This is a genomic window from Streptomyces sp. NPDC088350, from assembly GCF_044753545.1.
In the GTDB taxonomy this organism is placed as follows: Bacteria; Actinomycetota; Actinomycetes; order Streptomycetales; family Streptomycetaceae; genus Streptomyces.
In genome coordinates this window covers 161,841-185,856 of sequence record NZ_JBIVNL010000014.1, presented here as the reverse complement: position 1 = coordinate 185,856, position 24,016 = coordinate 161,841, and the positions used below count along the sequence as shown (strand labels likewise).

Here is a 24,016-nt window from a genome sequence, read left to right as displayed (position 1 = left end):
CGGTTCCCTTCGTGGGAGCCGGGGCCTTCGCGCATGTGCGGTCAGGCTGTCGGGCAGACGACCTCGGGGTTCCACGCGGCGAACAGACCCGAAGAGTTGGGCTTGTAGATCCAGGCGTGGAGGGTGAAGTAGCCGGGCAGCTGGCCACTCTGGAAGGTCTGCCCGAACAGCGTCGGCACGGCCTGCCCCGTGTCCTTCACCACCCACTCCACCGCGACCAGCTTGCGCCCGTCGGTGAACTCGGACCCGTCCGCGTAGTCGCTCTTGAACCCGTCCGCGTACAGCAGGGCCGCCGGCTTCGCCGGATCGAGTGAGCCGATGTTCGCCGGGTTGACGTAGTGGTAGCCCATACCGCCCTCGGTCGGGTCGGCGACACAGGTGTCGGTGCGGACGTAGCCCCCGCCCGCCGCGAAGCCCTCGTACCCGTACTTCGAGGTGGCTTGGTACGTCTTGCTCAGCGTGGTCCACACCGACGGGTCGGGGTCGGACGCTGCGTGGGCGGGGGCGGCGGTCAGCGCGAAGGCCGCGGCCGTCGCCACCGCGACGGCGGCCTTGACGGCGCCCGGCAGGAACCGGGAGGGGGGCCGAGGGGACAGTGGCCGAGGGGACATGGTGGGGCTCCTTGGACTTCGTGAGGCGTCCGCACACACGGCGCGCCGTCCGTTCGGTGGCGTGACGGACCTCCCCCGTCCCGCCCGAGCAGCATGTCCCGGCCGTATCGGTCGCGCCATGTGACGACAGCCATTCGGCTGACCACGCCCCGTCACCGTCACCAGCCTGTGGATAACTCCGACGCTGTCAGCGCGGAGCCCTATCGTGGACGCAGTGGTCGAGGGACGACGTACGGGGGACGAGCGATGCACGGGATGGGCGGGACGGTTGTGACGACCGAAGTACGGACGCCGACGGCACACGGCGAGAGCGAGGCACTGGCCACGCTCCACCGCGTCTTCGGCTACGACAGCTTCCGCGGCGCGCAGGAAGAGGTCATCGAGCATGTGGTGGCCGGCGGTGACGCCGTGGTCCTCATGCCGACCGGTGGCGGCAAGTCGCTGTGCTACCAGATTCCGTCCCTGGTCAGAGCGGGTACGGGCGTCGTCGTCTCGCCGCTGATCGCGCTGATGCAGGACCAGGTGGACGCGCTGCGGGCGCTCGGCGTGCGGGCCGGGTTCATGAACTCCACGCAGGACTTCGACGAGCGGCGCGTGGTCGAGGCGGAGTTCCTGGCCGGCGAGCTGGACCTGATCTATCTCGCGCCGGAGCGGCTGCGGCTCGACTCCACCCTGGACCTGCTCTCGCGCGGCAAGATCTCGGTGTTCGCGATCGACGAGGCGCACTGCGTGTCCTCGTGGGGTCACGACTTCCGGCCCGACTACCTGTCCCTCTCCCTGCTGGGCGAGCGCTGGCCGGACGTCCCGCGGATCGCCCTCACGGCGACGGCCACGGACGCGACGCACCAGGAGATCACCCAGCGGCTGAAGATGCCGGACGCCCGGCACTTCGTGGCGAGCTTCGACCGGCCCAACATCCAGTACCGGATCGTGCCGAAGGCCGACCCCAAGAAGCAGTTGCTGAGCTTCCTGCGCGAGGAGCACGCGGGCGACGCGGGCATCGTGTACTGCCTCTCGCGCAAGTCCGTGGAGGCGACCGCCGAGTTCCTGTCCCGCAACGGCATCGAGGCGGTGCCGTACCACGCGGGCCTGGACTCGGGCACCCGCGCGGCGCACCAGTCCCGGTTCCTGCGCGAGGACGGCCTCATCGTCGTCGCGACCATCGCCTTCGGCATGGGCATCGACAAGCCGGACGTGCGGTTCGTCGCCCACCTCGACCTGCCCAAGTCCGTCGAGGGCTACTACCAGGAGACGGGCCGCGCGGGGCGTGACGGAATGCCGTCCACGGCCTGGATGGCGTACGGCCTGAACGACGTCATACAGCAGCGCAAGATGATCCAGTCCAGCGAGGGCGACGAGGCGTTCCGCCGCCGGGCCGCCGCCCACCTGGAGGCCATGCTCGCGCTGTGCGAGACCGCGCAGTGCCGACGCGGCCAACTGCTCGCCTACTTCGGCCAGGACCCGGACGCGGCGGCCTGCGGCAACTGCGACACCTGCCTCACCCCGCCGGAGACCTGGGACGGCACGGTCGCCGCGCAGAAGGTGCTGTCGACGGTGGTGCGGTTGCAGCGGGAGCGGGGCCAGAAGTTCGGCGCCGTGCAGATCGTCGACATCCTCATGGGGCACCGGACGGCCAAGGTGATCCAGTTCGACCACGACCAGCTGTCCGTGTTCGGCATCGGCGAGGACCTCGCCGAGGGTGAATGGCGGGGCGTCGTACGGCAGTTGCTGGCACAGGGGCTGCTCGCGGTCGAGGGGGAGTACGGCACGCTGGTGCTCACCGAGGCGAGCGGCACGGTACTGCGGCGCGAGCGGGAGGTGCCGCTGCGCAAGGAGCCGAAGAAGCCGACGGGTTCGCGGTCGGGGTCGTCGTCCTCGGGTCGGGGCGAGCGCAAGGCCAAGGCGGCGGCGGTGGAGTTGCCCGAGTCGCTTCAGCCCGCTTTCGAGGCCCTGCGTGCGTGGCGTGCGGAGCAGGCGCGTGAGCAGGGGGTTCCGGCGTACGTCATCTTCCATGACGCCACGCTTCGGGAGATCGCGACGGTGTGGCCCACGTCGGTGGCGCAGTTGGGCGAGATCAGCGGGGTCGGCGAGAAGAAGCTGGCGACGTACGGGGAGGGTGTGATCGGGGTGCTGGCTTCGCTGGGTGAGGCTCCGGCTCCGGCTGAGGTTCCCGCTGCGGCGCAGGTGCCGGTGCGGGCACAGGCATCGGTGTCGGTGTCGGCACCCGCGCCGGGTCGGGCGGCGAAGGACGTTGACCCCGGCGCGGATTACTGGCCGGAGATGGATGCGGAGCCGGAGCCCGAGGACTGGATATAGGGGCCGGGACCGGGGTGCAGGGACCGGGAGGGAGGCCGGTACGGAGCCCGGTGCTGCCCTCGGTCCAGGACCGTCAGGCCGAGACCCTCGGTCCAGGACCGTAAGTTCGGGACTCTCCGGCCAGGGCCGTAAGTCCGGGCCCCCTCGGTCCAGGACCGTCAGCCCGAGACGCTCGGTCCAGGACCGTAAGTTCGGGGCTCTCCGGCCAGGGCCGTAAGTCCGGGACCCCAGTCGAGGGCCGTTAACCCAGGGCCCTCAGCTCACGGCCCTCAGCTCAGGGTCGTAAGAAGCCCCGGTGCGAACACGATCAGCAGGGGCAGGAGCGGGACCAGGGCCGCCACTGTCGTCGTCAGGGCGCGGCGTCGGCGGCCCAGCCTCGGGCGGGGGTCCAGGAGGCGGTCGACGCGTTCGCCGAGGAGGCGGTGGCTGGAGGCGCAGGAGAGGACGCCTCGGTGGTTGTTCAGCTCGATCAGCGCCAACGCCGTGGTCAGGTGGCCGCATTGACGGGAGGCGGTGTCGTCGGCGGCGAGTTCGACCAGGCGGTGGGTCTGGTCGCAGAAGTGGGCGAACAGGGGGACGTGCGGGAAGCCGGAGGCCAGCGCGGTCGACAGGTGCAGCAGCCAGTCGTGGTGGGCGCGGGCATGACCGCGTTCGTGGGTGAGGACCGCGTCGAGCTGGTGGCCGGTGAGGCGGTGCAGGGCGCCCGTGGTGACGACCAGTTGGGGCGGATGGCCCGGCATCCACCAGGCGTCCGGGTACTCGTCCTCCAGGACGAGCAGAGGACCCCGTGCGGGGGGCAGGCCGGCGGGCAGGTCGGGGGCGCGCTCGCGCAGATGCGCGCGGGCCTGGCCGCGACGGCGGCGGGCCTCGGCGAGTTCGCGGGCCAGCATCGCCGTGGTCCAGGCGGCACCGCAGGCGAGTGACAGCGTGAGGGCGACCGCCCAGACGGGGGCGGCGGAGAGGTCGTAGGCCGCGGTGACGGCGGAGGGAGCGGGGGCGAAGACATGGTCACGGACGGTGTGGAAGACGGCGGCGGCACCCAGCACGAGGGCGGCCAGACAGCACAGCAGGACGGTCGCGACCAGACACTGCCATGCCCACAGGCCGACCACGGGTTCCCGCTCCGGCCACACGGCCCGGGTCAGCGCGCGCGGAGCCGGAACGGCGGCCGAGACGGCGACGACGCTCAGCAGGAGCAGGCAGACGGTCATGCCACGGGCTCCGGATCCTGGTCAACGGAACGAACAGAAGGGGCGGAACGAATGAAAGGAACAGAAGGGGCGGGAAGGGTGGGAGGGGCGGAACGTGCGGGTGCGGCTGTACCCGCGGGCGGGGCCACGGCGTGTGGGTCGCCCGCCGTCAGTATGACGGCACCGGCGGCCGGAGTCAGGTGTACGGCGAGCACCGGACCCACCCCGTCCGCCGCGCCCCGCACCTCAGTCCCGTGCCACGATCCGCCCGATGACCTCGCCCAGCCCGACTCGTGTACCGTCCGCCCCCGGCGCCCACGCCGACAGGGTCACGACATCCCCGTCCTCCAGGAACGTCCGCTTGCCGTCCGGGAGTTCGAGGGCGTCCCGGCCGTTCCAGGTCAGTTCCAGCAGCGAACCGCGTTCGCGTTCCGCCGGCCCGCTGACCGTGCCCGAGCCGTACAGGTCGCCGGTGCGCAGGGAGGCGCCGTTGACCGTCATCTGGGCGAGTTGCTGCGCGGCCGTCCAGTACATGGTGGAGAACGGCGGCTCGGAGACCGTGTGGCCGTTGATCGCGACGGAGATGCGGAGGTCGTAGCCGCCGGGTTCCTCGGCCGAGTCGTCCAGGTAGGGCAGGAGTTCGTGCGTGCGCTCGGGCGGTGCCACCCGCGACTCCTCCAGCGCGTCCAGCGGGGTGATCCACGCCGACACCGACGTGGCGAAGGACTTGCCGAGGAACGGGCCGAGGGGGACGTACTCCCAGGCCTGGATGTCCCGTGCCGACCAGTCGTTGAGGAGGCACAGGCCGAAGACGTGCTCGCGGAAGTCGGCGAGAGCCACCGGTTCGCCCATCTCGGACGGCGTCCCGACCACGAACCCGACCTCCGCCTCGATGTCCAGCCGGACGGACGGGCCGAAGACGGGCGCCGGGTCGGACGGGGCCTTGCGCTGGCCGGACGGGCGTACGACATCCGTGCCCGAGACCACGATCGTGCCGGAGCGGCCGTGGTAACCGATGGGCAGGTGCTTCCAGTTGGGGGTCAGCGAGTCGGGGGCGTCGGGGCGGAAGATGCGGCCGACGTTCCGGGCGTGGTTCTCGGAGGCGTAGAAGTCGACGTAGTCCGCGACCTCGAAGGGGAGGTGCAGGGTCACCGACGAGAGTGGGTGGAAGTAGGGCGCGATCGTCTCCTGGTGGGACGGCACCGTGACCCACGCGGTCAGCGCGCGCCGGACGTCCGACCAGGCCGTGTGGCCGGCGGCGAGCAGCGGGGTGAGGGTGGGGTGCGCGAGCAGGGAGACGTACGGCGAGCCGAGCGCGGTGGCGGCGGCGCCCGCGTCGAGCACGTGGTCGCCGAGCCGGACGCCGACGGTCCGCCGGTCCGAACCGGTTGGGGAGCCGGTCGGGGAGCCGGTCGGGGAGAAGACGCCGTACGGAAGGTTGTGCGGACCGAAGGGGTCGCCCTCGGGAAGGTCGAAGGGGGGCATGGGTACTGCCTCACTCTCGTGCGTACTCGTGCGATCCGTATGTCGGGTGATGGCGTATCGCCGCGCCAAACGTTACGGGTGAGTTGCACGTCTCGGCAGTGTCTAAAGAGTTCGCAATGTCCGAATAGGTCTTGTCGGAAGCGGCAATTCCGGCTTAGCGTCCTTTGGGGGACACGGACGGGGTGGGTCCGGTCCGTAGGGGGGACACGTGGGGGGACCCGTGGCCAAAAGCACCGGCAGCGTGCCTTTCGAGGCCGACCGCCAAGTGCCGGGCCTGATCGTGAAGTTCGGCGACTATCCGCTGCATCACGGAGGCGTGGGCGCGATCCGCAGTCTGGGGCGCCTCGGCGTGCCGATGTATGCGATTACGGAGGACCGTTACACGCCGGCGGCCGTGTCCCGTTATCTGGAGCGCGCGTTCGTGTGGCCGACGACCGGCACGGAGGAACCCGGGCGACTCGTGGAGGGTCTGCTGCGCATCGGGCGCCGTATCGGCCGTCCCACGGTCCTCATACCCACCGACGAAGAGGCCGCCGTCCTGATCGCCGAGCACCAGGACGCGCTCGGCGACCGCTTCCTCTTCCCGCGCGTGGAGCGGGAGTTGCCGCGCCACCTCGCGAGCAAGCAGGGACTGCACGAACTCTGCGTGGAACACGGCATACCCAGCCCCACGGCCGCCTTCCCGCAGTCGTACGACGACATCGTCGACTTCGCGGAGAAGGCCCGTTTCCCGATCGTGGCCAAGAACAGGGAGGCGTTCGTACGGCGCTCGCAGCCGGCGGTGAACGGTACGACGAAGATCACCACCCGCGAGGGGCTGCTCACGCTCGCCCGTGACTGGGGTGAGCACCCCGGCGTGATCCTCCAGGAGTACCTGCCGAGGGAGGACGCCGAGGACTGGATCGTGCACGCCTACTTCGACCAGGACTCGACCCCGCTCGCCATGTTCACCGGCGTCAAGGTGCGCTCCTGGCCGCCGCACGCGGGCATGACGGCGAATGCGTATGTCGTGGACAATCCGGAACTCGCGGACCTCGCCGCGCGTTTCATCAAACAGATCGGCTTCACCGGAATCGTCGACCTAGACCTGCGCTTCGACCGGCGCGACGGTCAGTACAAACTGCTCGACTTCAACCCCCGCATGGGCGCCCAGTTCCGGCTCTTCGAGAACGAGTCGGGGGTGGACGTAGTCCGCGCCATGCACCTCGACCTGACCGGCCGCTCCGTCCCGGAGGGGGAACAGCGCGCCGGGCACCGGTACATCGTGGAGAACATCGACCTGCCCGCCCTCCTCGCCTACCGGCGCAGCGGCTATACGACACCGCACGCGCCGGCGAGGGCGACCGGGACGGAGCTGGCCTGGCTCGCGGGTGACGATCTGCGGCCGTTCTTCACGATGCTCGCCCGCTTTGTGCGGCCGGGCGCGCGGCATCTCTACCAGCTGTGGCGTACCAATCGGCGTGGCAGCAGTACCAGTACCAGCTAGTGGCTAGTGGCTAGTGGCTAGGAGTGGGCAAGTAGCCAGTGACCTCTGGCAGCAGTACCAGCACGAAGTGACGAATTGACGTCCTCGGGAGGGACTTCGTGATTCAACCGGTAGCAGTCATCGGCGCCGGGCCGTTCGGCCTTTCCACCGCCGCGCATCTGCGGGCGCGCGGCATTCCGGTCCGTGTCTTCGGCGAGCCCATGGTCAGTTGGCGTGACCACATGCCCGCCGGGATGCTCCTGAAGTCGACCCCCGCCGCCTCCAGCTTCGACGCCCCGCAGCCCGGCCACAAGCTCGTCGACTACTGCGACGCGGCCGGCATCCCCCGCCTGGTCACCGACGAGGACATCATCCCGGTGGAGACCTTCATCGGTTACGGCGAGTGGTTCCAGCAGAAGCTGGTGCCCGAGCTGGAGCGGGTGCGGGTCGTGTCCGTGGACCGGAACGTCGATCGGAACGTGGACCGGAACAAGGGCGGTGGCTTCGAGATCAAGCTGGACTCGGGGGAGTTGTTCACGGCGCGGGCGGTGGTCGTGGCGACCGGGCTCTCCGGGCTCGCCAAGCTCCCGCCCGAGCTGGCCGCAGCGGCGGCCGACGGGCCCGCGCCCACCGGTCCCGTCTCGCACAGTTCCCAGCACCACGACCTGAGCGGGTTCAAGGGCAAGGAGCTGATCGTCGTCGGCGCCGGGCAGTCCGCGCTGGAGACGGCGGCGCTCGCGGCGGAGGCGGGGGCGAGTGTGCGGATCGTCTCGCGCGGGCGGGGGCGGGTCTCCTTCGGCGCGGCGCCGTGGGAGCAGCCGAAGCTGCGTCCCGAGTCGCCGTTCGGGCGGGCGTGGTCGCTGTGGGCGTTGAGTTACTACCCGCAGCCGTACCGCTATCTGCCCGAGCAGACCCGGCACTACCTGGTCCGCCGGGTGCTCGGTCCGCTCGGGGCGTGGTGGCTGCGTGAGCGGTTCGAGGGGAAGGTGCAGGTCAGCGAGGTCGAGCGGATCGTGCGGGCGGAGGTGGGCGGGGTGAACGGCGGGCCTGTGCTCACGGTCGCGACTCCGGGTGGGGGTACGCAGCAGCTGACCGCCGATCACGTGATATCCGCGACGGGGTATCGGGTGGACATCGCGGCGATGGACTTCCTGGGGCATGAGTTGCGGACCCGGTTGGCGGTGAGCCGGGGTACGCCGAAGCTCGGGGCGGGGTATGTGTCGTCCGTGCCGGGGGTGTACTTCACGGGATTGCCTGCGGCTTCGTCGTACGGGCCGGTGATGCGGTTCGTGTGCGGGACGGAGTTCGCTTCGCCGAGGTTGGCCAGGCATCTGGCGGCGGCGCACGGGTAGTTGACGGGCTGCTTGACGGGTTGGTTGACGGGCTGGTTGACGGGCCGTTACTTCGGCAGAGTCGATGATCGGGCGACGCGGAAGCCCACGTCGTCGACGCGGAAGGTCGGGTGGCTTCGGCGTCGTACGGAGGCACGGCAGCTCCAGTGTTCGTCGAACCATCCGCCGCCGCGTAGTACGCGGTACGTACCGTAGATCTCGGGGTCGTAGAGGTCCCAGCACCATTCCCATACGTTGCCCAGCATGTCGTGCAGGCCCCACGGGTTGGGCTGTCGGGTGCCTGGTTCGTGGGGGCGTTCCTCGGAGTTGCCGCGGTGCCAGGCGATGTCGTCGAGTGGTCCGTAGCGTGGGCCGCTTGTCCCTGCCCGGCACGCGTACTCCCACTCGGCCTCGGTGGGGAGGCGGTAGCCGTCGGCGGAGAGGTTCTGCCGGACGGCGGCTTCGGGGGCTTCGGGGGCTTCGTCGGCTTCGCCGGCCTCGCCGGGGGCGGCGAAGTCGTACGCGGGGGTCAACTTCTCTTGTTGGGAAAGGGAGTTGCAGAAGTGTGCCGCGTCGCGCCATGACACGGTTTCTACGGGGAGACGGTCGCCCCGTGCGGTGCTGGGGTGTTCGCCGGTGACCTGGGCGTACTGCTCCTGGGTGACGGGGAGGGTGCCGAGGTGGAAGGGGGCCAGGTCGACGGTCCAACTGCGTTCCGTGCGGCGGTCGGAGAGGGTGACCTGGCCGGACGGGACGGGGGTGAGGTCGATGTGTGTGGTCGTGCCCATGTGTTACGTCGGCTCCGTTGTTGTGGACGCGATCGTCGTGGACGTGATCGTCGTGGTCAGGGCGGGGCGGGGTTCTGGTGCGGTGGCGGGTTGGCGGGTTGGTGGGTTGGCGGGTTGGTGGGTTGGTGGGTTGGCGGGTTGGTGGGTTGCGGTGGGTGGCCGGGTGCGGGTGTGTGGGTGGTTCGCCTGCGGTTTCGTTGTGGGTCGGTGCCGCGCCGGGGGGTATCCGTCCTCGGAACGGCGCGGAATCGGTTGCCTACCAACGCGGCCGTGTTGACGCGCCAACCGCTGCGGGCGGACACCCCCCGACACGTCACCTTCGCGCCGTACGCGGGTGGCGGCCCTGCCACGCCGTGGCGTTCAACCGCCGGGGCGGTCCCCGGGCGCCGAACTCGGACTCCGGTGCGAGGTGATGTCCAGCTCCACCCACCCGGGCAGCAGGATCACGCGGATGACGTCGAGAGCTTCCCGGTCATCTCATGAACGCAATCACCAACGGGTCCGACTTCGGCGCGATGTAGTCGTACGTCGGGGAGTCGACGTGGAGATGATCGCTTGTGTCTGCCTCGGAGGCGAAGCCTTCGATGTTGTCGGCGAGGAGGTTGAGAGCTTTTCGCCCTCCCTGGATCCTCAGGATCCTGTCCTCCGTGACGATCGATGCGGTGTCGCGGTCTGGATCCTCCCGGGACGCGATCTCGGACAGCGGCCTCTCGTAGGGGGAGGGGTGCCGGTTTTTCGAGCTCTCGGGTTTCCCTGTTGTACAGAACCTGCAACATCGCGTCCCCCACTCCGGCCTGTCGATACCTACCGATCACCAAGGCGGGGCGTCCTGCCAGTTCTTCGACCTCAGGACCAACTTGTGCGCGTGCAGGTGGGGTTCGGTGGTGGTGGGGGGAGTGGGGGTAGTGGTGCGCGACGGGGGCCTGGCACCGGTTGATCACCGTGCATAGGGTTTCCCGTATGAATGACGAGATCATGGCTGTGGTCGGCCACCAGTTGTACTCGTTCGACGGTCGGATTCTGGAGATCTTCGGCAACTACCCCAAACGCTTCCACATCCGGCACATGCGCCTGAGTGTCACCGGCCCCGACCGGAAGGGGAGGCGGGTCGTGGAGATCGACGCCGTGGGGACGAGCGTCATCATGACCTATACGGCCGCGGAGTGGGAGGTGCCCGGCCTGGCCGCGCTGCTGGAAACGGTACAGGCGGCCATCGCACAACTCTCCGAGTAGAGACGCTCGTTGAGGTGAGCGGTGAGCGGTGGCCTTTGCCCGGCGGATGCTGTAGCGGAAATGTGACACTTCGGGGTGGAGTGTCACATTTTTGGCGAAGGGTGGGGGTGGGGGGTGGGTCAGGCTTCGGACGCGTACGTCACGAAGTTCGTCCATGCCGCTGCCGTGACGGTGAACCGGGGGCCCTGGGTGTTGTGCTTGGAGTCACGGATGTGGATCGTGGCGGGGGTGTTGGCTACTTCGACGCAGGAGTCGCCTTCGGAGCCGCTGCTGTAGCTGCTTTTGAACCAGGCCAGTTCGGGCTCGCGGATCATGTTTCCCCCAGCAGTTGCTCGATGAAGGCTGTTGACTCACGCGGGGTGAGAGCCTGAGCCCGGATGATGCCATACCGCAGTTCAAGGATACGTAGCTGCCTGGGCTCCGAGACCGGTCGGCCGTTCGCCACCACCGGCGAGCGTCCCACCGCCGAGCCGTCGGCGAACTTCAGCACATCGATTCCGCCGTCGACTCCCGCGTGCTCCTCGCGGTCCATCGGCATCACCTGAAGCTCTACGTTCCTCAACTGTCCTGTCTCCAGGAGATGTTCCAGCTGTCGGCGCAGCAATGCCTTCCCTCCGAGCGGACGTCGTAGCGTCCACTCCTCCAGGACGAAGCTCAGTTCGGGCCCGGGGTCCCGCTTGAAGATCGCCTTGCGGGCCAGACGTGCGGCGATGTACCGCTCCACCTCGTCCTCGGTGTACGCGGGGCGCCTCATAAGAAGAAGGGTGCGTGCGTACTCCGGCGTCTGGAGCAATCCGTGGATGTTCAGGGGATCGTAGAGCTGAAGTTCGACCGCCTGTGCCTCCATCTTCGCCAGCGCCCGCACCTTCTTGGGGTACCGGACCCGCGCGACGTCCTCCTTCATCGCCGCGATCAGTCCATCTGCCCTCAGCACCTCTTCGGCCTTGTCCAGATACTCGGGCCGGGGAATCCGCTTCCCGCCCTCGATCTTGTAGACCAGGTCCTCGCCGTACCCCGCCGTCACCGCGAAGTCCGCGACCCGCATCCCCACCGCCTCGCGCCGCAGCCTCAACTGCCGCCCGACCGTCGCGAGGACCGCCAAACCCCACTCGTCGTCCGGGTCCACCTCCCAACCCGGCTCGTCCACCTCGTTGTCCACGCTCATCCCGCGCTCCTCCGTCGTACGGCCATGCCGCACACGCCCCTACCCGTACAGCACTTGCCAGCAGTCCGGACAGCACCGGACAAGCACTGGACAAGTCACCGTACGGGTTGGACTCGTCACGCGGAGGCGTTATGACCGGTAGCGGCCCAAAGTCCTCAACCCCGGCAGCGCCTTGTCGTCGAAGTCGAACAGCGCCAGGTTCTCCCACGCGTTGCCGGACGTCGGGTCGGCCGGGTCCCAGCCGTCGCCCTTGCGGTAGGTCCAGACGCCTTCCCAGTAGCAGTAGCCGAGGCCCTTGCCGCCGGGGACGTTCGCCATCAGGTCGGCGACCGTGCGGAGCCACGCGGCCTGGCCCGCCGGAGTCGCCGGGTACCCCTCCGTCAGCTGCGAGGGGTCGTACATGATGTCGTTCGTCGCGTCCTCGCTCTCCAGCGTGAACGGGTACGCCGTCTCCGCGATCAGCACCGGCTTGTCGTAACGTGCCGCCAGATCCGCCAAGTTGGCCGCCGCCGCTGCCGGGGCGCCGTGCCAGAACGGGTAGTACGACTGGGCGATGATGTCGAAGTCGACCCCGTCGGCCACCACGTTGTCGTACCACCAGCGGGACGTGCCGTTGTCGCCGCCCGAGGCGATGTGGAGCATCGTGCGGATGCGCGGGGTCGTGTCGCGCGCCGCGTTCAGGCCTGCCTTGAGGAACGTCGTCAGGGTGCTCCAACCCCCGGCGTCGTCGCCCCAGTTCTTGCCGGTGGGCCAGAGCAGGCCGCCGTTGATCTCGTTGCCGATCTGGACCAGGTCGGCCGGGGTGCCCTGGCGGCGCAGGGCGCCCAGTACGTCGGCCGTGTGGTCGTAGACCGCCCTCGTCAGGCCCGCCACGTCCAGGTCGGCCCAGGCCGCCGGCTTGGTCTGGTGGGACGGGTCGGCCCACGTGTCGGAGTAGTGGAAGTCGACCCAGATGCCGATGCCCGCCCGGCGCAACCGCCTGGCCAGCGGCAGGATGTGCTGCTTGGTGTTGTAGCCGTCGGCCGGGTTCACCCAGACCTTGAGGCGGGCGTGCGTGATGCCCGCGTCGGCCAGGATGCGGATCGGGTCGTCCCTGCGGCCGTCCGCGCGGCGGTACACCGCGCCGTACGCCTCGTCCTTGGGGAGGGACGAGATGTCCATTCCCCGGATCTCCAGACAGCGCCGGTCCGCGGCCATCGCGGGCGTCGCGCCCAGTACCGGTACCGCGAGCGCGGCGGCACCGGCCGCCGTAAGAACACTGCGTCTGCGCATTGCGAAGTTCCCTTTCACTGACAGAGAAGAAGTAACTGGGCTCCAAAGCAAGGGAGTTGATCAGTGCGGGTCCCGGAAGATCTCCACCCCGCCCGCCGGTACGGCCGCCCGGCTCCCGTCCGGCAGCACCACCTTCACCTCGCCCCCGGTGTGGTTCACCGCGAAGCGAAACGTCCCCGACTCGCCCTCCCGTACGACGAGTTCGACATCGCGGGGAAGATCGACCGGCGTGATCCCCGCGTCCGCGAGGGCGAGGTCCACCACGGCGGCCAGGTCGGCGCCCGTCAGCCGCGTCGCCAGGTACCACGCCGCCCCCGACCCCAGCGCGTGCCGGGTCAGCGCCGGGCCGCCCGTCGTACGGCCGTCGGCGAAGACGGCGAGCGTCTCGCAGCCCGCACCCGGCACCACGACCTCCGACCAGAGGTCCGCCGTGTACAGCGCGCCGTCCGTCCCCCGTACCGACACCGCCTCACCCGGCAGCAACGGGTCGAACTCCTCGACCGTCAGGCCGAGTACGTCCCGCAGCGCCCCCGGATACGCGCCCGCGTGCAACGTGTCGTTCTCGTCGACGATCCCGGAGAAGAAGGAGACCAGCAGCGTGCCGCCCCGCGCCACGTACCGTTCCAGGTCCGCGCCCACCCCGGCCGGCGCCGAGTACAACTGCGGTACCACCAGCAGCGGATACCTCGCCGGGTCCAGGTCGGCCAACCCCGTCGGCGGGAGGAAGTCCACCGTCAAGTGCCGGTCGTAGAGCGCCTCGTAGAAGGAGTCCAGGCGTTCCCGCGCGTCCAGGTCCTGGCTCGGGCGCCACTCCAGGCTCTGCGCCCACCAGGAGTCCCACGACCACACCATCGCCACGTCGCCCCGGGTCCGCGTGCCGCGCAGACCGGCCCGACTCAACTCCCCGACGCGGTGGCCGAGTTCCGTCACCTCGCGCCAACCCCGGTTGTCCGTACCCGAGTTCGCCAGCATCGCCGTGTGGAACTTCTCCGCGCCCGACTGCGACTGCCGCCACTGGAAGAACATCGCGCCCTCGGAGCCCCGCGCCACGTGCCCGAGTGAGTTGCGGGCCATCTCGCCGGGGCGCTTCGCCGGGTTGTACGGCTGCCAGTTGACCCCCGACGTGGCGTGTTCCAGCAGCAGCCACGGGGCGCCGCCCGCCACCGAGCGGGTCAGGTCCGCCGCCAGCGCCAGGTTCACGTGGGTGCGGCGGCCGTCGGTCATCAGGTAGTGGTCGTTGGTGACCAGGTCGACCTCCTTGGCCCAGGCCCAGTAGTCGACGGTCTGGCCCTGGCTCGGCGCGACCATGAAGTTGGTGGTGACGGGGACGCCGGGGGAGAGGCGGTGCAGGATGTCGCGCTCGGCCACGAAGTTGGCGCGGGCCTGGGCGTCGGCGAAGCGCCGGTAGTCCAGTTGCTGGGTGGGATTGCATACGGACGGGGTCGCCCGGGGCGGAGTGATCTCCTCCCAGTCGCCGTACTGCTGGCCCCAAAAGGCCGTTCCCCAGGCCTGGTTGAGGGCGTCGAGGGTGTCGTGGCGCACGCGCAGCCAGTCGCGGAAAGCCGCCGCGCACACATCGCAGTAGCAGGCGAGCACGGGGGCGCCGTACTCGTTGTGGACGTGCCACAGGACCACGGCCGGGTGGCTGCCGTAGCGCTCGGCCAGCACCCGCGTGATCGTCGCCGCCGCCGCACGGTAGTCGGGGTTCGAGTGGCAGATCGCGCCCCGCGAGCCGAAGGCGAGGCGCACGCCCTCGCGCGTCACCGGGAGCGCGTCGGGGTGCGCGCGGTAGAACCATGCCGGCGGGACGACGGTGGGCGTGCCGAGGTTCACGGAGATCCCGGCCGTGTGCAGCAGGCCCAGCACCGTGTCGAGCCACTCCCAGTCGTACTCGCCGGGGCGCGGCTCCATGCGGGCCCAGGAGAAGACGCCGAGGGAGACCGCCGTGACGCCGGCCTCCCGCATCAGCCGTACGTCCTCCTCCCAGACCTCCTGCGGCCACTGCTCGGGGTTGTAGTCACCTCCGAAGGCGAGCGGCAGACGGTCGTGCGGGGCGGGTGACGGCATGGGTTCGCTCCCGGAGGTCGGCGGCTAAAACTCGGCTGGTTCTGTGATCGTGCACATAGGTGGTCGTGGCTGCCACCCGTCAGCAACAAGTAGGTAACCCCAGGCTTCATCCATTGACAAGGGTCCGAAACAATTCTCTACTGTGCACGGTCACAGAGCCGTGCGGGGCATGCGGGATCTCCGATGGGACATCGGGGACCGGCTCGCACTCAGTCAGGGGAGATGAACATGTCGATCTACCGCCACCAGTTGAGCAGGCGCGGCATTCTTGCCGGGGCAGCAGCCGTCGGCCTCACCGGCACCCTCGCCGCCTGCGGCGGTTCCGACGACAGCTCCGGCAAGAGCAGCGGGCCCGTCAAGCTGACCTACTGGTCCTGGGCGCCGAACATGGACAAGGTCGCCGCGATCTGGAACAAGAAGAACCCGGACATCACGGTCACCGTGTCCAAGCAGGCCGCCGGCAAGGACATCGTCTCCAAGCTGATCACCGCGAAGAAGGCGGGCAACGCCCCCGACCTCATCCAGGTCGAGTACCAGTCGCTGCCGACGCTGGTCTCGAACGACGTGCTCGCGGATATCTCTAAGTACGCGAAGTCCGCCAAGTCCGAGTTCGCCGAGGGCCTTTGGGCCATGGTCACGCTCGGCACCGACGCCGTGTACGCGATCCCGCAGGACTCCGGGCCGCTGATGTTCTTCTACCGCGAGGACCTGTTCAAGCAGCACAATCTGACCGTCCCGACGACGTGGGACGACTTCGCCAAGACCGCCCGTGCCGCCAAGAAGGCCGTTCCGGACGCCTACTTGACGACGTTCTCGTCCAACGACCCCGGTCTGTTCGCGGGGTTGGCGCAGCAGGCCGGCGCCAAGTGGTGGACCGTGGGCAGCGGCGGCAAGTGGACCGTCGGCATCGACGACGCGGCGACGAAGAAGGTCACCGACTTCTGGGGCGGTCTCGTCCAGGAGGGCGTGATCGACAACCAGCCGATGTACACGCCGGCTTGGAGCAGCGCCCTGAACAAGGGCACCCACCTCGCCTGGGTCTCCGCCGTGTGGGCGCCCGGTGTCCTGATCAGCTCGGCCCCCGACACCAAGGGCAAGTGGCGCATGGCGCCGCTCCCGCAGTGGAGCGCGGGCGAGAGCGTCACCGGCAGCTGGGGCGGCTCCTCCACCGGTGTCTCCACCGACTCCAAGCACGCCGAGGCCGCGACCAAGTTCGCGAACTGGCTGAACACCGACCCGGAGGCGCTGGCCGCCCTGGTCAAGGAGGCGGGCATCTACCCGGCGGCCACCAAGGGCCAGTCCGGCTCGGTGCTCACCACGCCCGCGTTCTTCCCGAACCAGACCGACTTCTACGACACGGCCGCCAAGATCGCCGCGACCACGGCCGCCTCCGCCTGGGGCCCGAACGTCCAGGTCGCCTACGACACGTTCAGCGACGCGTTCGGCAAGGCCAGCAAGGCGAAGAAGTCCGCCCAGTTCGACACCGCGCTCGCCACCATGCAGTCGGCGACCTTCACCGACATGAAGAAGCAGGGCTTCAAGGTGACCGAGGCATGACCAGCACTCCGCTCAAGGGCTCCGACCGGCTGACGGCCGGGCCCTTGGCGGACGGCACCGCCACCTCCGTCCGCCCCCGCCGCCGTGGCCGCAGCGCGCCGTACTGGTTCCTCGTACCGGCCGTGCTCCTGTTCGCCGCCTTCACCGTCGTACCGATCGGGTACGCGGTGTGGCTCAGTCTCCACAAGGTCCAGGTCAAGGGCATCGGCCTCGGCAAGGGCGCCCGCCAGCAGGTGTGGAACGGCATCGGCAACTACACCGACGTCCTGCACGACTCCGAGTTCGGCCACAGCGTCCTGCGCGCCTTCGGCTACGGGCTGATCGTCATCCCCACGATGCTCGGTCTGGCGCTGGTCTTCGCGCTGATGCTGGACACCCCGCAGGCGCGCAGCGCCAAGTTCGCCCGGCTCGCGATCTTCCTGCCGTACGCCGTCCCCGGGATCATCGCCGCCCTGATGTGGGGCTTCCTGTACCTGCCGGCGGTCAGCCCCTTCTACTACCTCCTGCGCGAGTTCAACCTCCCGCAGCCGGACCTGTTCGACGGCGGCAACCTGTACCTGTCCTTCGCGAACATCGCGGTGTGGGGCGGCACCGGCTTCAACATGATCGTCATCTACACCGCCCTGCGCGCGATCCCGCAGGAGATCTACGAGGCCGCGAAGATCGACGGCGCCTCCGACCTGAAGATCGCCCTGCGGATCAAGATCCCGATCGTGCTGCCCTCCCTCGTGCTCACGTTCTTCTTCTCGGTCATCGCCACGCTCCAGGTCTTCACCGAGCCCATGGCACTCAAGCCGCTGACCAACGGCCTCTCCAGTTCCTGGAGTCCGCTGATGGCCATCTACGACGCCGCCTTCCTCAGGTCGGACATCTACGGCGCCTCCGCCACCGCCGTGGTGCTGGCCCTGGCGACCTTCGCGCTCTCCTTCACGCTGCTGCGCGTCTCCGACCGCTACACCCGGGAGGACCGGGCATGACCCCCCTCACCCTCACCGCCGTCGACACCCGGCAGGGCCCCGCGAAGCCGAAGCGCACCGCCTGGGTACCCACCCTGGTGCTGGTCCTCGGCTCGCTGTACTGCCTGATCCCCGTGATCTGGGTGGTCATCGCGGCGACGAAGGGCCGCGGCGAACTCTTCTCCACGTTCACCTTCGCCCCCGGCACCGGATTCCTCGACAACTTCAGGGAGTTGAGCTCCTACCGGGACGGCATCTTCTGGCAGTGGATGCTCAACTCCCTCTTCTACGCGGGCGGCGGCGCCCTGCTCTCCGCCGCGGTCTCCGCCGCCGCGGGCTACGCGCTGGGCCGATTCGCCTTCCGCGGCCGGGAGTTCGTCTTCAAGCTGATGCTGGCCGGCGTCCTGGTCCCGAGCATCGTGCTGACCGTCCCGCAGTACCTGCTGCTGTCCAAGATGGGCCTGGCCGACTCGTACTGGTCGATGCTCCTGCCGTCGATCCTCTCTCCCTACGGCGTCTACCTCGTCCGTATCTACGCGGCGGCGGCCGTGCCCAACGAACTCCTCGAAGCCGCCCGCATGGACGGCGCGAGCGAGTGGCGGATCTTCTCGCGGATCGCGGTGCCGATGATGATGCCGGGGCTCATCACGGTGTTCCTGTTCCAGTTCGTCGCCATCTGGAACAACTTCCTGCTGCCGTACGTGATGCTCGCGGACGACAACAAGTTCCCGCTCACACTGGGCCTTTACACCCTGCTCTCCCAGGGCGCCTCGCAACCGGCGCTCTACACCCTGGTCATCATGGGCTGTTTCCTCGCGATCCTGCCGCTGATCGGGCTCTTCCTGGTGATCCAGCGGTTCTGGTCACTGGATCTCTTGAGCGGATCGGTAAAGGCCTGAGACACAAGCACTGAGTCGTACCTCCCCCCACCGCACCCGAACGGGCAGAACGAGGAACATGACCACCAGTCCGAACGGACGCCGAAAACCGCCCACCATCCACGACGTGGCCCGGGAGGCAGGGGTCTCCCGGGGGACCGTCTCCCGGTACCTGAACGGCGGCCACTACGTCTCACCGGCCGCGCGCACCGCCGTGGAGACGGCGATCAGGAAGACGGGCTACGTCGTCAACCGGCACGCCCGCTCCCTGAGCACCGGACGGTCGGACTCGGTGGCGTTCCTCCTCACCGAGCCGCAGGAGAAGTTCTTCGAGGACCCCAACTTCAATGTCCTGCTGCGGGGTTGCACCGAACACCTGGCCCGGCACGACATCCCGCTGCTGCTGATGCTGGCCTCCTCCAAGGACGACCGCCGCCGCCTCACGCGGTACATCACCTCGGGCCACGTCGACGGCGTCCTCCTGGTCTCCAACCACAGCGGCGACCCGGTCGCGGCCGAACTCCGCGACGCCGGCATCCCGTTGGTGGCCTGCGGCAAGCCGCTCGGCACCGCCTCCAAGTACAGCTACGTGGCCGCGGCCGACCGGGACGGCGCCCAGGAGATGGTCCGCCACCTCGTCGCCGGGGGTCGTCGCCGCATCGGCATGGTCACCGGCCCGCTCGACGCCCCGGGCGGCCCCGACCGCCTGGCCGGCTACCGGGACGTCCTCACCGAGGCGGGTCTGCCCCACGACCCCGCGCTCGTGGTCGAGGGCGACTACCGCCGCACGGGCGGCGAGGAAGCGGCCCGCAGACTCCTGTCCCAGGCCCCCGACATCGACGCGGTGTTCGTAGCCTCGGACCTCATGGCCCTGGGAGTCGTCAACACCCTTCAACAATCCGGCCGTTCGGTCCCCGATGACATCGCTGTCGGAGGCTTCGACGACTCGGCGGCGGCCACCTCCATCACCCCGGCCCTCACCACCATGCGCCAGCCCTACGACCGCATCAGCGCCGAGATGGTGCGGATGCTGCTGGCCCAGATCGCCGGAGAGGACACGGCGGGCGTGATCCTGCCGACGGAACTGGTCGTCCGGGAGTCGGCATGACCGCCGTCACCGTCAAGTCAACCGGAACACCGGTCAACGCATGTGAAGGCGGCAGCCGTCCGGTTCGCGTCGAGTCCGGGGGCCTTTCCATCCGTATTCTCTGATCATGGCCGCACCCCTCGCATATGCACTGATCGCCACCGACCTGGACGGAACGCTGCTGCGCGGCGACGACACGCTCTCCGACCGGTCCCTCGCCGCACTGCGACGGGTCACGGCGGCCGGCGCCCGGCACCTCGTCGTCACCGGCCGGCCCGCCCCGAGGGTGCGCCCGCTCCTCGACGACCTCGGCAGCAGGGGGCTCGCGGTGTGCGGACAGGGCGCGCAGTTGTACGACGCCGGCGCGGACCGTCTGCTCTGGTCGGTCACCCTGGACCGGGAGCTGGCCGAGACCGCGCTCGGCAAGATCGAGGCGGAGGTGGGCCAGGTGTACGCGGCCGTCGACCAGGACGGCGTGGACGGCCTCACCCTGATCGAGCCCGGCTACCTGATGCCGCACCCCACGCTCCCCGCGGTACGGGTGGGCCGGCGCGACGACCTCTGGTCCGAACCCATCAGCAAGGTGCTGCTGCGCCACCCCGCCCTGGCGGACGACGAGTTGGCGTCCACGGCGCGCTCGGTGGTCGGTTCACTGGCCTCGGTCACCATGTCCGGCCCCGGCACCGTCGAACTCCAGCCACTCGGCATCACCAAGGCGACCGGCCTGGCCCTCGCCGCCCAACACCTGGGCCTGACCCCGTCCGACACCATCGCCTTCGGCGACATGCCGAACGACATCCCGATGTTCGACTGGGCGGCACACGGAGTGGCGATGGCCAACGCCCACCCCGAACTGAAGGCGGTGGCGGACGAGGTGACGTCATCGAACGAGGACGACGGAATCGCCCTGGTCCTGGAAAGACTCCTCAGCGAAGGTTTTTAGGGGCGCGGGGCTGTATCAATTTGCGGCTCCGCCGCGCGGGCGCGACCAGCCACGACGGCGGTGCCACTCAAAACACAACCGTCGTGGCTGATCCAACGTTTTCTAGTAAGCCCCGTAAACGTTGTCGATAGACCCGTACACCGCCGCCGCGTAGTTACAAGCAGCCGTGATGTTCGCAACCGGGTCATACGGATCGAACGCAGTCCCGGCAACGTGATACGCGCTGAACGTCGGGTCGATCACCTGAAGCAACCCCTTCGACGGCGTACCGGCCGCCGCGTTGGAGTCCCAGTTGTTGATCGCGTACGGGTTACCGGACGACTCACGGATCACGTTCCGGTAGATCCCGTTGTACGTCCCCGGAATCCCCTTCTGCGCCATGATCGCGAGCGACTCCCGGATCCACCCGTCAAGGGTGTTGGGGTACCCGGCGAGCGTGGTCGAGGTGGAAGACGTGGTGGCCGCGGAAGCGGAGGTCGCCCCGACGATCGGCAGGGCGAGGATCGCGACACCGGTACCGGCGACAACGGCACGGCGGACAAGGCGGGCGCGGCGGGACTGAGCGGTTGCAGGCATGACGAGGTTCCTCTCCGTCGCCTGCGAGGTGAGCTGTCGGGTTCGGGCTGGGAGGTGCCCGGCCACGCCCTCACGGACGTGACTTAACCCCAAGCCGTCCCGGTGCAATGGCCGGTCCGGCGACTTACCTGGTTCCCCCGCTCCTGCCGTGCGAGATGTGTTCGTGACTGGGATGCCGGGCGGCGGCAGGATTCGGCGTTCCGCTCGACAGGCCGGGAACGTATGCGAGAGCACATGTCCGGAACAAGTGGCGGAATCACACCTCACCCCTATTGACCTTGGTCTGGGGCGTATGGGGCACTTGATCCTTTGCGCGAGCCAAGCTTCAACTGTCAAACGGCGCAAGGGGAAACGCGGGCAGACCGGGACACAGGCCATTCATGGAAACGCGTGACCCAACTCACGGAAGAATGAAGAACGGCAAATCGGGCATTCATCCTCAACTGGCAGTTCTCGGAATCCTTTTCTCCCGGGTCCGGTGAAAGATCACTTCGCCACCCTCGGTGCAAATCACCTCGTTAGAGGTGAGAAAGTCCGTTTCGTCGCAAGTGATCTCCGACCGCGTCCGCACGGTCGTGTCCCACCCCGGCTCCGGCCGGTGCGGCCGGATCGACCGGTCGGACCGCGTACGGGCCGACAACGGGTCCGCCTCGTCGATCGTGTACGTCTCCAGCGCGTCCTCGGTGAATTCGAGCCCGTCCGGGTACACGCGCGTGCCGCCGTGCCGGGGTTCGTCGAGCGTGGCCGGGTGGTGCACCCCGAGCGGCTCGGCCTCCTCGGGTTCGCCGAAACGAATATCGGCAGTCAACTCCCGGTCCCGCACCGGGAGTTCCAGCGCACTCCCCTCCGGGTCCGGCGTGAACCCCGCCGCCGACTCCGGCTGGGGCCAGATCCACGGCCAGTACGCCGACGACACCGCGAGCCGGATGCGACGCCCGGGTGCTTGCCTTGACCAGGCCGAGGATGCGGTCGGCGAGCCAGCCGTCCGAGACCGAGACGAGATAGGCCGGCGTTCCGTAGGCTGCGGACACGGACGCGGCCGTTCCGGACGACATGCCCATGCCGCCGTGCGCGACCGAATCCGCGAAGTGGAGGACGAGGATGGCCTGCATGCCGAGGAACGAGAAGCGCTCCCAGACCTCCAGCCCCGAGAGTGTGAGCAGGCCCCTGGGCTGGCCGAAGAAGGCGTGGTCGTCCTCGGGAGGCGGCTCGCTGTCGGGCTCGGCTTCCAGTGCGGTTCGGGACGCGCTCCACTACTTCCAGGTAAGTCGATAAATGTCCGTTCTTATCAGTTGATCAAAAACATACCGGTCGTGATCCGATACCGCCTGGCCTGGACGGGGGTGGGTGGCACCGGTGATCGAATGCCGACCGGATACGCTGACTTGAGTGATGGCAGCGACCTATCGACAATCCGTGTGACCGCCCAGGGACACCAGCAGACAGGAGACCCCTCGTGACCGTCGTCGGGCCGTTCGGGCTGAGCGTGCGGGACCAGGCTCTGGAAGCCGATGTCCAGGCCGGAATGGCGGCAGTCGAGGAGGGTCTGCTCGAAGCCACCAAGAGCGAGGTCCCCTTCATCACGGAGGCCGCCCAGCACCTCGTGCGCGCGGGCGGGAAGCGGTTCCGGCCGCTCCTCGTGATGCTCGCCGCCCAGTTCGGCGACCCCTACGCGCCGGGTGTCGTGCCCTCGGCCGTCGTCGTCGAGCTGACCCATCTCGCCACGCTGTACCACGACGACGTGATGGACGAGGCGGCCGTGCGCCGGGGCGTGGACAGCGCCAACACCCGCTGGGGGAACTCGGTCGCGGTCCTCACCGGCGACTTCCTCTTCGCGCGCGCGTCGCACACTCTGGCCGACCTCGGCCCCGAAGCGGTGCGCGTGCAGGCCGAGGCGTTCGAACGGCTGGTCACCGGCCAGATCCTGGAGACGGCCGGCCCGTCCGACGGGCGCGACCCGGTCGAGCACTACCTCGACGTGCTCGGCGGCAAGACCGGCTCCCTGGTCGCGGTGGCGTGCCGCTTCGGCTCGATGATGGCCGGCTGCGACGACACGGTCGTGGACGTCCTCACCCAGTACGGCGAGCGGCTCGGCGTGGCCTTCCAACTCGCCGACGACGTCCTGGACATCGCCTCCGACGGCCACGAGTCCGGCAAGACCCCGGGCACGGACCTGCGCGAGGGCATCCCCACCCTGCCGGTGCTGCGGCTGAGGGAGCGGGCGGCCCGCCTCGGTCTCGCCGAGGACATCGCCCTGTGCGAACTCCTCGACTCCGACCTCACGGACGACGCCCGGCTCGCCGAGGCCCTCTCCCGCCTCCGTGGACACCCCGCCCTGGAGCAGGCCCGCCGCGACACCGTGCGCTACGCGGAGGACGCCCGCGCGGCCCTGGCGCCGCTCCCCGAGTGCGACGCGAAGGTCGCCCTCCTGGAGATGTGCGACGCGGTGGTGCACCGCGCGGGCTGAGCCCGTTCAGTAGCCGCTGCCTCCCGTGCTGCCGGAGGCGGTGGCCGCCGCGGCCTTCGCTCCGGTGGGTGTCACCGCCCACCAGGTGCCGTCCACGCCCTGGCCGTAGGCCTCCTTGGGCTGGTCGTCCTTGGCGTACCGGTACAGGGGCCAGCCCGCCAGGGTGAGCTGCGAGGTCCCGTCGGAGCGCTTGACCGTGGAGACGAGCTTCTTGTCGATGCCCTTGACGCTGACGGCGCCCTTGGCGGTCGCGGCGGGCCAGACCACCGCGCAGGTGCCGTAACAGCTGACCTTCGTCGGGTGGATCGAGTCCGCGTCGAAGCGGTAGAGGACGTACCCCTTGCTGTCGGTCACGACGGTGCCCACCTTGGCGACCTTGGCGGTCATCAGGGTCGTCGACGTGGTGACCGCGGCCGGTGCGGCGGCCGAGCCGCCGCTTCCACTACTGCCGCCGCTTCCGCATCCGGCGAGTGCGAGTGCCAGGACCGCGGCGCCCGTGGCCGCGTATCCGGTGAGGTGCTGGGTGGCGTGCATGGCGACCCCTTCGGTCGATGCGGTGTGCTGCCACCCATAAGTACGGATTCAGGCGGTTTGTGACTCGATGCGACGCGTACGACTTCGGAGTGGGC

At 69.2% G+C, this 24,016-nt stretch carries 20 protein-coding genes, 2 pseudogenes and 1 riboswitch; of the genes and pseudogenes, 10 read left to right on the top strand and 12 right to left on the bottom strand.

All coding sequences use genetic code 11. The annotated features are described in order from the left end of the window. Nucleotides 1–41: 41 nt before the first annotated feature. A complete protein-coding gene (locus ACIQBL_RS39915; RefSeq protein ID WP_401951508.1) occupies nt 42–611 on the bottom strand; it encodes a hypothetical protein in 570 nt (189 codons plus the stop codon). 255 nt (nt 612–866) lie between these two features. Here ACIQBL_RS39915 and recQ point away from each other — a divergent pair, with 255 nt between their 5' ends. Then, nucleotides 867–2,927 carry a DNA helicase RecQ gene (gene recQ, locus ACIQBL_RS39910; RefSeq protein WP_401951505.1) on the top strand — a complete coding sequence of 687 codons (2,061 nt, stop codon included), beginning with the start codon at nt 867–869 and terminating at the stop codon, nt 2,925–2,927. A gap of 269 nt (nt 2,928–3,196) precedes the next feature. Here the strand turns inward: recQ and ACIQBL_RS39905 are convergent, their stop codons facing one another. Continuing rightward, complete coding sequence (locus ACIQBL_RS39905; RefSeq protein WP_401951502.1) at nt 3,197–4,138, bottom strand: M56 family metallopeptidase; 942 nt, start codon at nt 4,136–4,138, stop codon at nt 3,197–3,199. A 225-nt stretch (nt 4,139–4,363) separates the two neighbouring features. Further along, entirely contained in the window at nt 4,364–5,602 is a 1,239-nt protein-coding gene (gene fahA / locus ACIQBL_RS39900) for a fumarylacetoacetase (protein WP_401951499.1), read from the bottom strand. Nucleotides 5,603–5,822: 220 nt separating this feature from the next. On the opposite strand from fahA, the gene ACIQBL_RS39895 reads away from it, so the two are divergent. Beyond that, nucleotides 5,823–7,088 carry an ATP-grasp domain-containing protein gene (locus tag ACIQBL_RS39895; protein ID WP_401951496.1) on the top strand — a complete coding sequence of 422 codons (1,266 nt, stop codon included), beginning with the start codon at nt 5,823–5,825 and terminating at the stop codon, nt 7,086–7,088. Nucleotides 7,089–7,186: 98 nt separating this feature from the next. After that, complete coding sequence (locus ACIQBL_RS39890; RefSeq protein ID WP_401951493.1) at nt 7,187–8,419, top strand: FAD-dependent oxidoreductase; 1,233 nt, start codon at nt 7,187–7,189, stop codon at nt 8,417–8,419. Between the two features lie 47 nt (nt 8,420–8,466). Here the strand turns inward: ACIQBL_RS39890 and ACIQBL_RS39885 are convergent, their stop codons facing one another. Beyond that, nucleotides 8,467–9,186 (bottom strand): formylglycine-generating enzyme family protein, encoded by a 720-nt coding sequence (locus tag ACIQBL_RS39885; RefSeq protein WP_401951491.1) that lies wholly within the window; start codon nt 9,184–9,186, stop codon nt 8,467–8,469. A gap of 960 nt (nt 9,187–10,146) precedes the next feature. Here ACIQBL_RS39885 and ACIQBL_RS39880 point away from each other — a divergent pair. After that, nucleotides 10,147–10,419, top strand: coding sequence for a hypothetical protein (locus ACIQBL_RS39880; RefSeq protein WP_401951488.1), 273 nt, complete (start codon nt 10,147–10,149; stop codon nt 10,417–10,419). 119 nt (nt 10,420–10,538) lie between these two features. Here ACIQBL_RS39880 and ACIQBL_RS39875 read toward each other — a convergent pair whose 3' ends face one another. The 4 genes from ACIQBL_RS39875 to ACIQBL_RS39860 all read right to left on the bottom strand — a co-directional run bounded on the left by ACIQBL_RS39875 (nt 10,539) and on the right by ACIQBL_RS39860 (nt 14,923). After that, nucleotides 10,539–10,733, bottom strand: coding sequence for a DUF397 domain-containing protein (locus ACIQBL_RS39875; RefSeq protein ID WP_401951485.1), 195 nt, complete (start codon nt 10,731–10,733; stop codon nt 10,539–10,541). Continuing rightward, a complete protein-coding gene (locus ACIQBL_RS39870; RefSeq protein WP_401951482.1) occupies nt 10,730–11,584 on the bottom strand; it encodes a helix-turn-helix domain-containing protein in 855 nt (284 codons plus the stop codon). Before ACIQBL_RS39870 ends, ACIQBL_RS39875 begins: the two co-directional genes overlap by 4 nt. Nucleotides 11,585–11,713: 129 nt before the next feature. Beyond that, nucleotides 11,714–12,856: an arabinogalactan endo-beta-1,4-galactanase gene (locus ACIQBL_RS39865; RefSeq protein WP_401951479.1), complete on the bottom strand. Its 1,143-nt coding sequence runs from the start codon at nt 12,854–12,856 to the stop codon at nt 11,714–11,716. Nucleotides 12,857–12,916: 60 nt separating this feature from the next. Beyond that, nucleotides 12,917–14,923, bottom strand: a complete 2,007-nt coding sequence (locus ACIQBL_RS39860; RefSeq protein WP_401951476.1) for a beta-galactosidase — start codon at nt 14,921–14,923, stop codon at nt 12,917–12,919. A 222-nt stretch (nt 14,924–15,145) separates the two neighbouring features. Between ACIQBL_RS39860 and ACIQBL_RS39855 the strand changes: the two genes are divergently transcribed. The 5 genes from ACIQBL_RS39855 to ACIQBL_RS39835 all read left to right on the top strand — a co-directional run bounded on the left by ACIQBL_RS39855 (nt 15,146) and on the right by ACIQBL_RS39835 (nt 20,344). Then, complete coding sequence (locus tag ACIQBL_RS39855) at nt 15,146–16,480, top strand: ABC transporter substrate-binding protein (RefSeq protein WP_401951474.1); 1,335 nt, start codon at nt 15,146–15,148, stop codon at nt 16,478–16,480. Then, nucleotides 16,477–17,457, top strand: coding sequence for a carbohydrate ABC transporter permease (locus tag ACIQBL_RS39850; RefSeq protein WP_401951471.1), 981 nt, complete (start codon nt 16,477–16,479; stop codon nt 17,455–17,457). The genes ACIQBL_RS39855 and ACIQBL_RS39850 overlap by 4 nt, the downstream gene beginning before the upstream one ends. Beyond that, nucleotides 17,454–18,335 carry a carbohydrate ABC transporter permease gene (locus tag ACIQBL_RS39845; protein ID WP_401951468.1) on the top strand — a complete coding sequence of 294 codons (882 nt, stop codon included), beginning with the start codon at nt 17,454–17,456 and terminating at the stop codon, nt 18,333–18,335. The genes ACIQBL_RS39850 and ACIQBL_RS39845 overlap by 4 nt, the downstream gene beginning before the upstream one ends. Nucleotides 18,336–18,393: 58 nt before the next feature. Beyond that, complete coding sequence (locus ACIQBL_RS39840; RefSeq protein ID WP_401951465.1) at nt 18,394–19,422, top strand: LacI family DNA-binding transcriptional regulator; 1,029 nt, start codon at nt 18,394–18,396, stop codon at nt 19,420–19,422. 106 nt (nt 19,423–19,528) lie between these two features. Then, nucleotides 19,529–20,344, top strand: coding sequence for an HAD family hydrolase (locus tag ACIQBL_RS39835; RefSeq protein ID WP_401951463.1), 816 nt, complete (start codon nt 19,529–19,531; stop codon nt 20,342–20,344). 102 nt (nt 20,345–20,446) lie between these two features. Here the strand turns inward: ACIQBL_RS39835 and ACIQBL_RS39830 are convergent, their stop codons facing one another. From ACIQBL_RS39830 to ACIQBL_RS39820, 3 genes and pseudogenes are all read right to left on the bottom strand, one after another. Next, nucleotides 20,447–20,920 (bottom strand): transglycosylase SLT domain-containing protein, encoded by a 474-nt coding sequence (locus ACIQBL_RS39830; protein WP_401951461.1) that lies wholly within the window; start codon nt 20,918–20,920, stop codon nt 20,447–20,449. 5 nt (nt 20,921–20,925) lie between these two features. Beyond that, nucleotides 20,926–21,128, bottom strand: a riboswitch (cyclic di-AMP (ydaO/yuaA leader). A gap of 231 nt (nt 21,129–21,359) precedes the next feature. After that, nucleotides 21,360–21,860, bottom strand: a pseudogene (locus ACIQBL_RS39825) (peptidase S15); the annotation flags it as partial. A 4-nt stretch (nt 21,861–21,864) separates the two neighbouring features. Beyond that, nucleotides 21,865–22,152: pseudogene (locus ACIQBL_RS39820) on the bottom strand (MFS transporter); the annotation flags it as partial. A 224-nt stretch (nt 22,153–22,376) separates the two neighbouring features. Between ACIQBL_RS39820 and ACIQBL_RS39815 the strand changes: the two are divergent. After that, nucleotides 22,377–23,387: a polyprenyl synthetase family protein gene (locus ACIQBL_RS39815; protein WP_401951459.1), complete on the top strand. Its 1,011-nt coding sequence runs from the start codon at nt 22,377–22,379 to the stop codon at nt 23,385–23,387. 6 nt (nt 23,388–23,393) lie between these two features. Here ACIQBL_RS39815 and ACIQBL_RS39810 read toward each other — a convergent pair whose 3' ends face one another. Beyond that, nucleotides 23,394–23,921, bottom strand: a complete 528-nt coding sequence (locus tag ACIQBL_RS39810) for a hypothetical protein (RefSeq protein WP_401951457.1) — start codon at nt 23,919–23,921, stop codon at nt 23,394–23,396. Between the last annotated feature and the right edge of the window lie 95 nt (nt 23,922–24,016).

Excerpts from the sequence above, each read along its gene's own strand:
- ACIQBL_RS39915 (WP_401951508.1), bottom strand. The coding sequence starts at position 611 with ATGTCCCCTCGGCCACTGTCCCCTCGGCCCCCCTCCCGGTTCCTGCCG.
- recQ (WP_401951505.1), top strand. The coding sequence starts at position 867 with ATGGGCGGGACGGTTGTGACGACCGAAGTACGGACGCCGACGGCACAC.
- ACIQBL_RS39905 (WP_401951502.1), bottom strand. The coding sequence starts at position 4,138 with ATGACCGTCTGCCTGCTCCTGCTGAGCGTCGTCGCCGTCTCGGCCGCC.
- fahA (WP_401951499.1), bottom strand. The coding sequence starts at position 5,602 with ATGCCCCCCTTCGACCTTCCCGAGGGCGACCCCTTCGGTCCGCACAAC.
- ACIQBL_RS39885 (WP_401951491.1), bottom strand. The coding sequence starts at position 9,186 with ATGGGCACGACCACACACATCGACCTCACCCCCGTCCCGTCCGGCCAG.
- ACIQBL_RS39880 (WP_401951488.1), top strand. The coding sequence starts at position 10,147 with ATGAATGACGAGATCATGGCTGTGGTCGGCCACCAGTTGTACTCGTTC.
- ACIQBL_RS39875 (WP_401951485.1), bottom strand. The coding sequence starts at position 10,733 with ATGATCCGCGAGCCCGAACTGGCCTGGTTCAAAAGCAGCTACAGCAGC.
- ACIQBL_RS39870 (WP_401951482.1), bottom strand. The coding sequence starts at position 11,584 with ATGAGCGTGGACAACGAGGTGGACGAGCCGGGTTGGGAGGTGGACCCG.
- ACIQBL_RS39865 (WP_401951479.1), bottom strand. The coding sequence starts at position 12,856 with ATGCGCAGACGCAGTGTTCTTACGGCGGCCGGTGCCGCCGCGCTCGCG.
- ACIQBL_RS39860 (WP_401951476.1), bottom strand. The coding sequence starts at position 14,923 with ATGCCGTCACCCGCCCCGCACGACCGTCTGCCGCTCGCCTTCGGAGGT.
- ACIQBL_RS39855 (WP_401951474.1), top strand. The coding sequence starts at position 15,146 with ATGAACATGTCGATCTACCGCCACCAGTTGAGCAGGCGCGGCATTCTT.
- ACIQBL_RS39850 (WP_401951471.1), top strand. The coding sequence starts at position 16,477 with ATGACCAGCACTCCGCTCAAGGGCTCCGACCGGCTGACGGCCGGGCCC.
- ACIQBL_RS39845 (WP_401951468.1), top strand. The coding sequence starts at position 17,454 with ATGACCCCCCTCACCCTCACCGCCGTCGACACCCGGCAGGGCCCCGCG.
- ACIQBL_RS39840 (WP_401951465.1), top strand. The coding sequence starts at position 18,394 with ATGACCACCAGTCCGAACGGACGCCGAAAACCGCCCACCATCCACGAC.
- ACIQBL_RS39835 (WP_401951463.1), top strand. The coding sequence starts at position 19,529 with ATGGCCGCACCCCTCGCATATGCACTGATCGCCACCGACCTGGACGGA.
- ACIQBL_RS39830 (WP_401951461.1), bottom strand. The coding sequence starts at position 20,920 with ATGCCTGCAACCGCTCAGTCCCGCCGCGCCCGCCTTGTCCGCCGTGCC.
- ACIQBL_RS39810 (WP_401951457.1), bottom strand. The coding sequence starts at position 23,921 with ATGCACGCCACCCAGCACCTCACCGGATACGCGGCCACGGGCGCCGCG.